Origin of the sequence: Pseudomonas sp. B40(2017), assembly GCF_002112855.1 — a bacterium.
GTDB classification, from domain to species: Bacteria; Pseudomonadota; Gammaproteobacteria; order Pseudomonadales; family Pseudomonadaceae; genus Aquipseudomonas; species Aquipseudomonas pharyngis.
The window spans coordinates 1-12,498 of the sequence record NZ_NEIT01000009.1; the positions used below are offsets into that span (position 1 = coordinate 1).

Consider the following 12,498-nt stretch of genomic DNA (forward strand, 5'->3'; position numbering starts at 1 on the left):
GTGATGCTGATAATCTTTCTGACTATCAGTCTGACTCCACAAGCACCCACACGAATTGCTTGATTCAGTTGTTAAAGAGCGGTTGGTTAAGATCTTTCGCCTCAACCGAGGCGCGCATTCTACAGCAGCCTCATTTGCTGTCAAGTGATTATTTTCATTTAAATTCAATCACTTGCGTTAGGAGCAACTCAAGTTGCTCGCTAGCGGGAGGCGAATAATACAGGATCAAAACAGATGGTCAACCCCCCGAGTAAAAATTCCTTTCTATACCCGACAGGCCAGGTCGTACCTGCGAAAACTACCAAGCTCCGTACCGACTATATAAAGAAGCAATCATCCAATCATCCCCGCATAGATCGTTCGATCAACATTCCCCCCGGACAGAATCACACCGACCGTTTTCCCCTCCCGCCTTTCATGCTCCTGCATCAAGGCCGCCAACGCGGACGCGCCCGCCCCTTCCGCAAGGTTATGGGTATCGGTGTAATACACGCGCATGGCCTCGGCTATTTCCTCTTCGCTCACCGAGACGATCCGCGCCGCCCCCTTCCTATAGATGTCGAACGCCTCGGCAATAGGCCTGCGCACAGCAAGGCCGTCGGCAAAGGTGTTGGCCGACGCGGTTTCACAGATCGTTTTCGCTTCGAAAGACAGTTTGGCGGCCATTGCTTCCGTCGACACCACCCCTACTATCTCGGTACTCAGGCCCAACACATCCCGGGCAGCAATCACACCGCAGATTCCCGAACCACAGCCGATGGGCACATAGACGGTGTCCAACTCTGGCGCTGCACTGAACAGCTCAAGCGCATACGTCGCAACGCCCTTGACCAGTTCGGCATGAAATGGCGGCACCAGGTACAAGTCATGTTCCTGCGCCAGGCGAGCAGCCTCTTCGCGAGCTTCATCGAAGTCACGCCCGTACTCGACCACCTCACCGCCGAACCCGCGCATGGCGTTGTTCTTTTCCATTGAGTTGCCCTTTGGCACAACGATCAATGCCCTCAGCCCCACGGCACTGGCTGCCAGTGCAAGACTTTGGCCATGATTGCCACGCGTCGCAGAAACGATGCCTTTGACGCTCGGGTGCTCACGGCGCAGCCAGTTCATGAAGGTAATGCCACCGCGCACCTTGAAGGCACCGGTCGGTGTGTGATTTTCGTGTTTGACCCAAACCGTGCATCCCAACCGCTCGGCCAGCAAAGGCCAGCGATACTGGGCGGTAGCCGGCATCACCTGGTAAACCTGGCGGGCAGCGTGTTCGAGGTCATCGCGCGTGATTGTATGCATGAGCGTCTCCTTGGCTTTGCCCCAGTCTAGGCACGCAGGCGTCGCGTCGGCTTTCAAAAAACGAACCTGACTTTTATGCCATCCCTTCACTACTATGACGCTCATGAGTCATCGAAACCGTCAGCACATCACACCCCTTGCGGAACCGGTCCGTCGCATCGAGGCAGGTTCGTGGACGATCGAATTGCTGCCCGGCGCAGCCTACTCGGCACGCTACGTGGCGACCCAGTCAGCGATTGGCTTTGCCTTCGACAGCCAACGCGGCCTGCATGCCATCGGTACTGACCGGGTACGTCCCTTCGACGCGATGCCCAATGGCCTGGCGTTTGTCCCGGTCGGCTGTGATGTGTTGTCCGAGTCCCCCGCGGGCGGTGAATACCTGCGGGTCATCCGCACCAAAGGGGGTGCGCTGGCCGGAGATCGGCCATTCAACAACCGCATCGACCCGCAGGCCATTCTCCTCGCCCAGCGAATGCGCAGCGCGCTGTTGCAGCCCAAATGGGACGATGACTGGGAAACCTGGGCGCTTGCGCTGGCTGAGCGCGCCGCAGTTCAGGACGTGCCAGTGCACCGCGGCTCGATCACCGACAGCCGAATGCGACGGCTGGATGAGTTCATTGACGCAGGTCTCAATGGCTCGCTCGATGTACTGTCGATGGCACACCTGCTCGAATTGTCCGAAGGCTATTTCACTCGCGCCTTCAAACAAGCCACGGGCAAAAGCCCCCATAGCTATTTGATCGACCGGCGCCTGGCCAGGGCTCGGGCGATGATATGCGACGGGAAAACGGCCTTGTCGCAGGTCGCCCTGGCCTGTGGATTCAATTCCCAGGCGCACCTGGCAAGCGCCTTCAAACAACGACTTGGCGTGAGTCCGGCACAATTGCGCAAAAGTACTTGCCACAGCGCCAGCGCCGGCAAACAACATCCGTCGTGATCGCTGTCTTCTGATCCGAAAAATCACGCCCACAACCCTTCGGGTCGTGTTCTGCAATGCCGATTGCACGTCGTTCATGCAGGCTGCACGAACCCCCTCAGCCCTGCTATCGCACAACCCCTGATCCAGACGCCTTTGGCCGAGACGCGCGACTGGCATGGCAAATGCGTTGTTCTTCGGGAATCCACGGCGCCGAGAGACATCGGACTGTGTTCTAACCCTGAATAGCAGAGGCAACCAACATGAACGCGATCGACCTTCTGAAAGCCGACCACGAGAAAGTCAAAGGGATCCTGAGCCAACTCAGCGAATCGACGGACCGGGCCCTGAAAAAACGTGTCGAGCTACTGGGCAAGCTGGAAATGGAGATCTCGATCCACACCCGACTCGAAGAGGAAATCCTTTATCCGGCCTTCAAGGAAGCCGGCACCAAGGAACAGGACATCATGTACTTCGAAGCCAAGGAAGAGCACCGCACCGTGGATTCGCTGGTGCTGCCAGACCTCAAACTGACTGATCCGGGGACGCCCGAGTTCGCTGGTCGGGTCAAAGTGGTCAAGGAGCTTCTGGAGCATCACATCGAAGAGGAAGAAACCGAGATGTTTCCGCAGGCAAAAAAACTCCTCGGCAAAGCGAAGCTCGATGAACTGGGCGAACAAATGGAAGCGATGAAAGCCAGCTACAAAAAGGAAATGATGGCCGGCAACGTGGCGGCGTGATGTTCCCGAAACCCAGAAAGCCCGGCATCTGCCGGGCTTTTCTTTGGGTTGATATCACGCTCGATTCCCGCGAATTTTCATCCGCCCGCCGGTGGCATTCAAACACCGTTGTGTGGTGTGCTGTTCGTCATGAGCCCGCTGTTCCCATTCGGGCTCACAACATTCCGGCCATTAACCGATGAGGTCCGTTTCATGAGCAAGACGTCTTACGTGCCACCCAAGGTCTGGAAACACAGCGCGCCTTCCGGCGGCCAATTCGCCAATATCAATCGCCCGATTGCCGGGCCGACGCATGAAAAAACGCTGCCGATCGGCAAGCACCCGCTGCAGCTCTACTCGCTGGCCACGCCCAATGGCGTGAAGGTAACCATTCTGCTCGAAGAATTACTGGCGCTCGGCTGCACCGACGCTGAATACGATGCCTGGCTGATCCGCATCAACGAAGGAGACCAGTTCTCCAGCGGATTTGTCGAGATCAACCCCAACTCGAAAATTCCGGCTTTATTGGACCGCAGCGTGGAACCGGGCATTCGCGTATTCGAATCCGGGTCGATCCTGTTGTATCTGGCGGAGAAATTCGGCGCCTTCCTGCCCTCCGATCCGGCGGGTCGCACCGAAACCCTGAACTGGCTGTTCTGGCAAATGGGTGCTGCGCCGTATCTGGGCGGTGGCTTCGGGCATTTCTATGCGTATGCGCCGGAAAAACTCGAATACCCGATCAATCGATTCACCATGGAAGCCAAGCGTCAGCTGGATGTACTAGATCGCCGCCTGAGCGAAAGCCCTTACCTTGCCGGCAACGACTACACCATCGCCGACATAGCGGTCTGGCCGTGGTACGGACAACTGGTGCGCAACAATGTGTACTCCGCCGCCGAGTTTCTGAGCGCCCATGAATACACCCACGTGCAGCGCTGGGCGCAAGAGATTGCCGAACGACCTGCGGTGATTCGCGGCCAGCGCGTCAACCGGACGTGGGGCGATGAAGCGAGCCAGGTTCCAGAACGGCATCAAGCAAGCGATCTCGATTGAACTTCACCTGATACGACGCAACGTCCGGTGCGAAGTCTGTATCGGGCGTTGCGTTCGCTACACCAACAAGTCAGCCCACTGTCCCGGCGTCATCTTCGTCACCATCAGCAGCACGATCACGAACATCCCCAGAAAACCGGCAACCCCCATCCAGAACCATTTTCGGTACACGCAACGGTACTCATCGGCAAGCCCGCCCCCCGTTTCGACTGCGCTCGACGCCATCATGTACAAACGCTTCTGAAGCACCAATACCGGTAACCAGAGCGACCCGACGCACAGGAAAATGATCAAGGAGGTCAGTACCCATTCCGTGGTCAGAGGCAGTCCGGCAAGCCTGGTCAACCCGTAACCCGTCACGATCTGGATAAAGCCCGCCGGCGTGGTGATCCAGGCGTCGAACCGTACGACCATTCTCGACACGTGCGCTATCACCAAAGGGTTGGCTGTACGGCTCGCGGCGATCAGGTAGAGGTACGAGCCCATGCCGAATCCGAACAGGAAAACCGCGGCGACGATGTGAATGTATTTGAGGCAGAGATAGAGCACGGTCAGTTCTGCCCGCCAGAAAAATGCATCGATAGGCTCAGATTCTGCGGATCGTTGATGGCCGCCATGTATTCGTCGACAGTGATCTCGCCCACGCAAGGACGCGCGCCAGCCTCGGGCGGATATCCCCGGGCGATTTTCGCAGCCAGGGCAACGGCTGCGCAGCTCGGGATCTCCGGCCCCTTGTCATTGCGGGCGGTGAGCTGGACCGTCATGGCCAGCGGATTGCCGTCGATGCCGAGCCCCTTCACGTCGATGTACATCGCGCTTTTGCCATCACCGAATCGCTCGAACCAGGTGCCCCAACGATGAAGCCGCGCCGCCCAGGGAACATGATCACGAAACGCACCAAACCTGCGGGCCAGTGCGAACAGACCGTTCGCCACTCCACCCAGCTTGAGGCCCGGACCCGCCTTGAAACTCAGGGTTCGGGCGCCATAGCGGCTGGCAAAAATGTCCATGTCCGGCACGTCGACATTCGCCAGCACCCGAACGCCCAGGTGAGGCATCTTGCGCAACGTCAGGTCGAGCCAGCCTGCCACCTCATGAACCTGGCCATTCCTGAGCTGCCTGATCGGCTTGCCTGCGTAGGCCAGAACACCTTCAACCGTCGAAAGGCCCGGCATTTTCGCCGACGAGGAAATGCCATGTTCGATCGAATCGATACGAGAGAAGCGATACTGATGCTCATCGATAAGTGCCGATGAAAGTGTCGGCACCGAACTGCAACCGCTGAGAATTGCCACGCCAGCCTGTTTCGCGCGGGCATCGAGGGCTCCGATGCCGTTGACGAACGTTCGGCAGTCGGACAAGTCGCAATAATGCACACCCGCGTCTATGCAGCGCTCGGCGACCGCATAGGATTGCCCTTGAAACGGGCCCCCGGTGTGGATGACCAATTGGATGTTCATCGTTTTCAGAACCGCTTCAAACCCTTCCCCCATCGCATTGCCGCACCAACTCTCGCAGACGACGCCCGACAGGGCTTTCAGCTCGTCGACTTTGCGCATCAGTTTCTGAGGGTCGCGACCGGAGATCACCAGCGTGATGTCCGGCATCGCAATCAAATGCCGGCTGACAATGCTGCCGAAATTCCCGTAACCGCCGACCACTAAAACCCTGAGTGCCACGCAATGCTTCCTTGAAATAATTGAATGATTTCAGTCGTACCTCTGTGAGCAACTCATCTGCTGACGCATCGTCAGAATCGCAGCCGAAGCCGATGAACCGGTCTCACAACCCGGATGGCCCAACGGGAGAGCGCAGGCTAAGCGGCTCGGGTCCAGGGCTGGCAATGGCAATCGCGGCAACCTGGGTAAAGGCCAGAATCGAGTGAGAGTCCATTCCATGCTCATTGGGGTGAAGTGGCGGCATATTACAGGAGCACGCGGGACAACGAACTACCGGACGCTACGCTTTACTTCTCGGTGTCAGCGGCCCAATGATGGAAACCGGCACCGACCTCGAATAACGACAACGGAGGGTCGCCCACCGATCATGAACATTCTCTACGACGAACAGGTCGACGGCGCCTTGCCCGACGTCGACAAAGCCGCGCTTCTGCAAGCCCTGCAGCACCAATGGCCAGACCTGGACGTGCTGCATCAGCGCGAGGAACTGAAACCGTACGAGTGCGATGGCCTCTCGGCCTACCGCACCACGCCTCTGCTGGTGGTACTGCCACGGCACATCGATGAAGTTCAGGGCGTGTTGCAGATCTGCCATGAACGACGGGTGCCGGTGGTGGCCCGGGGCGCGGGGACCGGTTTGTCCGGCGGTGCATTGCCGCTGGAAAAAGGCGTGCTGCTGGTGATGGCGCGCTTCAACAACATCCTGCAGATCGACCCAAAGGCCCGCACTGCGCGGGTTCAACCCGGCGTGCGCAACCTCGCGATTTCCCAGGTCGCCGCGCCGTTCGGGCTGTATTACGCACCTGATCCTTCCTCGCAAATTGCCTGCTCGATCGGCGGCAACGTGGCGGAAAACGCCGGTGGTGTGCATTGCCTCAAGTACGGCTTGACCGTGCACAACCTGCTCAAGGTCGAGATCCTCACCGTCGATGGCGAACGCCTGACGCTGGGTTCGGACGCACTGGATTCCCCCGGTTTCGACCTGTTGGCGCTGTTCACCGGTTCCGAAGGCCTGCTCGGGGTCATCACCGAAGTCACGGTCAAACTTTTACCCAAACCGCAGACGGCCAAAGTGCTGCTGGCGGCGTTTGACTCCGTGGAAAAGGCTGGCCGCGCCGTGGCGGATATCATCGCGGCCGGCATCATTCCCGGTGGCCTGGAGATGATGGACAATCTGGCAATCCGCGCCGCCGAAGACTTCATCCACGCCGGTTATCCGGTGGATGCCGAGGCGATTCTGCTCTGCGAACTCGATGGCGTTGAAGCCGATGTTCACGATGACTGCGCGCGGGTCCGGCAAGTGCTCGAGCACGCCGGCGCCACCGAACTGCGTCAGGCCCGGGACGAAGCCGAACGCGTGCGATTCTGGGCCGGACGCAAAAACGCCTTCCCCGCCGTGGGCCGATTATCGCCGGACTATTACTGCATGGATGGCACCATCCCGCGCCGCGAGTTGCCCGGCGTACTGCATGCGATTGCACAGCTTTCAGCCGAATACGGCCTGCGAGTCGCCAACGTATTCCATGCCGGCGACGGCAACATGCATCCACTGATTCTGTTCGACGCCAACCAGCCCGGCGAGCTGGAGCGTGCTGAAACGCTGGGCGGCAAGATCCTCGAACTGTGCGTCAAGGTCGGCGGCAGCATCACCGGAGAACACGGTGTGGGCCGGGAAAAAATCAACCAGATGTGCGCGCAGTTCAACAGCGATGAGCTGACCCTGTTCCACGCTGTCAAAGCCGCGTTCGATCCCGGCGGCCTGCTCAACCCCGGCAAAAACATTCCGACCCTGCACCGCTGCGCCGAATTCGGCGCCCTGCACGTACACCACGGGCAACTGCCCTTCCCCGAACTGGAGCGGTTCTGATGGGCGACGCGATGGATTTCGATGACAGCGCCGCGCTGCTCGAGCAGGTCAATCGGGCACTGGAAAACGCTACCCCGCTGCGCATCCAGGGCGCCAACAGCAAGGCGTTTCTCGGGCGCATCGTCGGTGGCGAGATTCTCGACACTCGCGCCCATCGCGGCATCGTCAGCTACGACCCGACCGAACTGGTGATCACCGCACGCTGCGGCACTCCACTAGTGGAACTGCTGGCCGTGCTGGACGCTTCGCAACAGATGCTGGCGTGCGAACCACCGGCCTTCGCCGACGATGCCACGGTCGGCGGCATGGTCGCCAGTGGCCTGTCCGGGCCGCGTCGGCCCTGGTCGGGATCGGTGCGCGATTTCGTGCTGGGCACGCGAATCATCACCGGTCATGGCAAACACCTGCGGTTCGGCGGCGAAGTCATGAAGAACGTCGCCGGTTATGACCTGTCGCGCCTGATGGCCGGCAGTTACGGCTCGCTCGGGGTGATCACCGAAGTCTCGCTCAAGGTGCTGCCCAAACCGCGAGCGTGCCTGAGCCTCAGTCTGGAAATGCCCAGCGAACAGGCGTTGCTGCGTCTGGCCGAATGGGGCCAGCAACCGTTGCCGATCAGCGCCGCGTGTCACGATGGCCGGCAACTGCATTTGCGTCTTGAGGGTGGCGAAGGTTCAGTGGCGGCCGCCCATGATCGCCTGGGTGGCGAGCTGATCGACAGTTCGTTCTGGGCCGATCTCAACGAACAACACCTGGGCTTCTTCGACGAAGACCAACCGCTCTGGCGCCTGTCCGTGCCGCTGAACACGCCGCCGCTGAACCTGCCCGGCCAGCAGTGGCTCGACTGGGGCGGCGCGCAACGCTGGCTCAAATCGACGGCCGAAGCTGCGGTCATTCGCAAAGTGGTCGACGAAGTCGGCGGGCATGCGACCTGTTATAGCCACGGTCTGGTCGACGAGCCGTTCCATCCTCTGGCGCCCGCCCTGCTGCACTATCACCGCCAACTCAAACGACAACTCGACCCCCGGGGCATTTTCAATCCCGGGCGTCTGTACGCGGAGCTTTGAGCCATGCAGACCACCCTCAGCCCGCAAGCCCGGCAACTGCCCCGCGCCGAAGAGGCCGAAAGCATCCTGCGCACGTGCGTTCATTGCGGATTCTGCAACGCGACCTGCCCGACTTATCAATTGCTCGGCGATGAACTGGACGGCCCGCGCGGACGCATCTACTTGATCAAGCAAGTGCTCGAAGGCAACGAAGTCACGGCAAAAACCCAGCAGCATCTGGATCGCTGCCTGTCATGCCGCAACTGTGAAACCACCTGCCCTTCCGGCGTGGACTATCACAACCTGCTCGACATCGGCCGGGCGGTGGTGGACGCCGCCGTCCCGCGGCCGCTCGGGCAGCGTCTGTTGCGTGAAGGACTTCGACGCGTCGTGCCCGATCCACGGTTGTTCAAAGGGCTGATCAACGCCGGCCAGATGTTTCGGGCGCTATTGCCCCATACCCTGCAAGACAAACTGCCACGCAACGTGGCGCTGCCTGCCCCACGACCCGCCATCCGTCATGCGCGGCAAGTGCTGATGCTCGAGGGTTGCGTGCAGCCAGGTTTGTCACCCAACACCAATGCCGCAGCGGCGCGGGTGCTGGATCGTCTGGGCATCAGCGTGATTCCTGCTCGCGAGGCTGGCTGCTGCGGCGCGGTGGATTATCACCTTGACGCCCAGGCCACCGGCCTTGAGCGCGCCCGCCACAACATTGATGCGTGGTGGCCGGCCATCGAACAGGGTGCCGAGGCGATCGTGCAGACCGCCAGCGGTTGCGGTGCATTCATCAAGGATTACGGGCATTTGCTTCGCGCCGACCCGGCCTATGCCGAAAAGGCCAAAGCCGTCAGCGCGCTGGCAAAAGATCTGGTTGAGGTGCTGCGCGAAGAGCCGCTCGAATCCTTAGGCATCCACGCCAATCAACGTGTGGCTTTCCATTGCCCCTGCACCTTGCAGCACGCGCAGAAACTTGGCGGTGCGGTGGAGTCGGTGCTGACACGACTGGGCTTCGACCTGACTGCCGTCCCCGACGCCCATCTGTGCTGCGGCTCGGCAGGTACTTACTCGATCACCCAACCGGCACTGGCCAGGTCACTGCGCGACAACAAACTCGCTGCGCTGGAGAGTGGTCATCCCGAGATCATCGCCACCGCCAACATCGGCTGCCAGATACACCTCGACGACGCCGGCCGCACGCCCGTCAGGCACTGGATCGAGCTGGTGGACGCGCATTGCCGATGAAAGTCCGAGGTGCCTGCTAACCTTCAAGCGGTGGCGCAGACAAGACTGAACATTGCGTCGTTCCAAATGTTCTAGATGCCGTAATCACGGATCAAGGATGAGCGAATGGACTTCTCCACTCATGCGGCCCCGCTCCCCTCGCCGCAACGTACCGCCACCCGGCGTCTGGCGTTTGCCGTAGGCGCGCTGTTCGTTGCCGGGGTCATCACGGCAGTCGGTGCCCTGTTAAGTATTGCGGCGCGGCTCGATGATGACGATGTGAACGACAACCTGTTCTATACGACCCGAGCGCTGGAAAACCGCATCCTCGCATCAAAAAACTACATCACCAGTTACGCCTACTGGACGACGGCCTATGAGCATCTGAGCGGTCAGGTCGACACAAACTGGGCCTACGTTGAACAAAACCTGGGCAAAACCCTGTTCACCAGCGATGGCTATGACGGCGTATTTGTACTGAACCGGGAACAGACCAAATATGCGGTGGTGCGCGGCCAGTTGGTCGAAGCAAATATCTCCAGTTTTCTCCAGGCGTCCGCCACTGCGCTGGTCGACCAGGTACAACTGCAAAGCGACCTCACCAGGCCGGTCAATACCTATTCATTGTTTGAAGACTGGCCGGCACTGGTGACGGCGGCGGCCATCATTCCCAATGACGAGCGCCCCACCGAAGAACCCCGTAACACCTCTGTGCTGGTATTCGTCGACAAGCTGACGCCAGCCAAACTGCGAAAGATCGGCAGCGGCTTCGGCCTGAACAACCTGACTCTTGCCCTGGATGAAACCATCGAAGCAGGCCAGCCCAGAGTGCCGCTGGACAGTACCGGTTACAGCCTGGTCGCTGACCTGGAGCGGCCGGGGCAACGGTTGCTGTGGTCATTGCTGCCCACGCTTGGCAGCATTTTGCTCATCCTCATGCTGTTGACCGGTTACTTTTTCCGGCATGCCTTGCGTTCGTCGAAGTACGTGGACAACAGTTTGGAAGCAATGCAGACCTCACACCAGGCAATGCAAGCGGCCAATCAGGCCCTCGAGGCCAGCGAGGAGCGTTTTCGCGCCGTGGCTGAAGCGGCCTCCGACTGGATCTGGGAAATCGACCGGCATCTGTCTCTCACGTATCTCTCGGCGCGCTTCAGTACCGTGACCGGCTATTCACGTGAGCAGTGGCTGGGACAGGACATCATGCAGTTACTGTTTTGCGATACCACGCCGCTGGAGCTGTGGCTCAAGAAACTGAACGAAGAGGTCAACGCCAGTGACCTGCGCTGTACCTATCGCGATGAGACGGGGCAGCAACGCTATTGCCGGCTGTCCGCCCGGCCGATCGTCGAAAACCATTGCATCGTCGGTTATCGCGGCACCGCCAGCGACATCACCGATGAAGTCGCCGCCCATGCACAGATCCAGCACCTGTCCATGCACGACGCGCTGACGGGGTTGCCCAACCGCAACAAGCTGGCGCGCTACCTGGAAGAAGCCCTGCAACTCAAGGAGCATGCCGCGCCCCTGTCACTGCTGATGATCGATCTGGACAACTTCAAGCCGATCAATGACTCATTGGGCCATCCTGCCGGTGATGCGGTCCTGCAGGAAGTCGCCAGACGCCTGCGCGAATGCACACGGGATCACGACATTGTTGCGCGGCTCGGAGGCGACGAGTTCGTCGTCGTACTCAGTGGCATGGACTCGCATCAGGAAATCGACAGGTTCTGCACACGCCTGATCGGCAGTCTGCATGAGCCGGTGATGTTCGAGCATCATCCGTTGCACATCGGTGCCAGCATCGGCATCACCCTGAGCCGGCGCCACGGCTTCGAAGCCGCAGAGCTGATTCGCTGCGCCGACATCGCGCTCTACCAGGCCAAGTCGGAAGGCAAGAACACCTGGTGCTATTTCGAAGCGCACATGAGCGACCAGATCCAGACGCGCCGACAACTGGAAGACGACTTGCGCAAGGCGCTGAAAGACAACGAGCTGGTGCTGCACTACCAGCCGCGTTACAAGGTGGACGGCAAGGAAATCGTTTCGGTTGAAGCCCTGGTGCGCTGGCAGCATCCGACGAAAGGGCTGCTCGGTCCCGATCTGTTCATTCCCTTGGCGGAGCAGACGGACCTGATCGTCCCCCTCGGTCGCTGGGTACTGCGCGAAGCCTGCCGGACCGCCCTGACATGGCCTGAAGAAATCCTCTTGTCGGTGAACCTCTCCCCTGCCCAGTTTGCACTGAGCGACGTCGTCCAGGACGTGCGCGAAGTGCTGGTCGAAACCCGTTTTCCAGCCAGTCGCCTGGAACTGGAGATCACCGAAAACGTCATGCTCAACGACACCGACGGTGCGCTGACGACCATGAACGCACTCAAAGAACTGGGCGTGCGGTTGAACATGGATGACTTCGGCACCGGCTACTCCTCGCTGGGCTACCTGCGTGCCTATCCGTTCGATGGCATCAAGATCGACAAGCGCTTCATCGCGTCCATCAGCACCGGCAGCAATGATCGTGCGGTGGTGCAAGCCATCATCGGGCTGGGCAAGGCCATGGGCCTGAACGTCACGGCCGAAGGCGTCGAGACCGAAGAGCAACTGGCCATTCTCGGCAAGGATCAATGCAACGAAGTGCAGGGTTATTTCATGAGCCGGCCCATCGACAAGACGGCGTTCGCGCGTCTCTTGCAGGCCACGGGGCGTCTTTGAC

The 12,498-nt window shown here is 60.0% G+C and carries 10 protein-coding genes and 1 pseudogene; 7 read left to right on the top strand and 4 right to left on the bottom strand.

Annotated elements, in window-relative coordinates; genetic code table 11:
* Window positions 1-333 precede the first annotated feature (333 nt).
* Window positions 334-1,290, bottom strand: coding sequence for a threonine dehydratase (locus CAF76_RS24285; RefSeq protein WP_085648955.1), 957 nt, complete (start codon window positions 1,288-1,290; stop codon window positions 334-336).
* A 94-nt stretch (window positions 1,291-1,384) separates the two neighbouring features.
* On the opposite strand from CAF76_RS24285, the gene CAF76_RS24290 reads away from it, so the two are divergent.
* The 3 genes from CAF76_RS24290 (at window position 1,385) to yghU (ending at window position 3,978) form a co-directional block, all read left to right on the top strand.
* Complete coding sequence (locus CAF76_RS24290; RefSeq protein WP_085648954.1) at window positions 1,385-2,227, top strand: AraC family transcriptional regulator; 843 nt, start codon at window positions 1,385-1,387, stop codon at window positions 2,225-2,227.
* 242 nt (window positions 2,228-2,469) lie between these two features.
* On the top strand, window positions 2,470-2,946 hold the full coding sequence (locus tag CAF76_RS24295; protein ID WP_039770748.1) for a hemerythrin domain-containing protein: 477 nt from the start codon (window positions 2,470-2,472) through the stop codon (window positions 2,944-2,946).
* A 192-nt stretch (window positions 2,947-3,138) separates the two neighbouring features.
* The gene (yghU, locus tag CAF76_RS24300) at window positions 3,139-3,978 is read left to right on the top strand and encodes a glutathione-dependent disulfide-bond oxidoreductase (protein ID WP_085648953.1); all 840 of its coding nucleotides are present in this window, start codon (window positions 3,139-3,141) and stop codon (window positions 3,976-3,978) included.
* A 57-nt stretch (window positions 3,979-4,035) separates the two neighbouring features.
* Here the strand turns inward: yghU and CAF76_RS24305 are convergent, their stop codons facing one another.
* The 3 genes and pseudogenes from CAF76_RS24305 to CAF76_RS29145 all read right to left on the bottom strand — a co-directional run.
* Window positions 4,036-4,527: a DUF2269 domain-containing protein gene (locus CAF76_RS24305; protein ID WP_039770753.1), complete on the bottom strand. Its 492-nt coding sequence runs from the start codon at window positions 4,525-4,527 to the stop codon at window positions 4,036-4,038.
* A 2-nt stretch (window positions 4,528-4,529) separates the two neighbouring features.
* On the bottom strand, window positions 4,530-5,657 hold the full coding sequence (locus tag CAF76_RS24310) for a saccharopine dehydrogenase family protein (RefSeq protein WP_085648952.1): 1,128 nt from the start codon (window positions 5,655-5,657) through the stop codon (window positions 4,530-4,532).
* A gap of 139 nt (window positions 5,658-5,796) precedes the next feature.
* Window positions 5,797-5,871, bottom strand: a pseudogene (locus CAF76_RS29145) (LysE family translocator); the annotation flags it as partial.
* Between the two features lie 153 nt (window positions 5,872-6,024).
* Here CAF76_RS29145 and glcD point away from each other — a divergent pair.
* The 4 genes from glcD (at window position 6,025) to CAF76_RS24330 (ending at window position 12,497) form a co-directional block, all read left to right on the top strand.
* On the top strand, window positions 6,025-7,524 hold the full coding sequence (gene glcD, locus CAF76_RS24315; protein ID WP_085648951.1) for a glycolate oxidase subunit GlcD: 1,500 nt from the start codon (window positions 6,025-6,027) through the stop codon (window positions 7,522-7,524).
* Window positions 7,524-8,588 (top strand): glycolate oxidase subunit GlcE, encoded by a 1,065-nt coding sequence (gene glcE / locus CAF76_RS24320; RefSeq protein WP_085648950.1) that lies wholly within the window; start codon window positions 7,524-7,526, stop codon window positions 8,586-8,588. The genes glcD and glcE overlap by 1 nt, the downstream gene beginning before the upstream one ends.
* 3 nt (window positions 8,589-8,591) lie before the next feature.
* The gene (glcF, locus tag CAF76_RS24325) at window positions 8,592-9,809 is read left to right on the top strand and encodes a glycolate oxidase subunit GlcF (protein WP_085648949.1); all 1,218 of its coding nucleotides are present in this window, start codon (window positions 8,592-8,594) and stop codon (window positions 9,807-9,809) included.
* A 105-nt stretch (window positions 9,810-9,914) separates the two neighbouring features.
* A complete protein-coding gene (locus CAF76_RS24330; RefSeq protein WP_085648948.1) occupies window positions 9,915-12,497 on the top strand; it encodes an EAL domain-containing protein in 2,583 nt (860 codons plus the stop codon).
* The last annotated feature ends 1 nt before the right edge of the window (window position 12,498 follow it).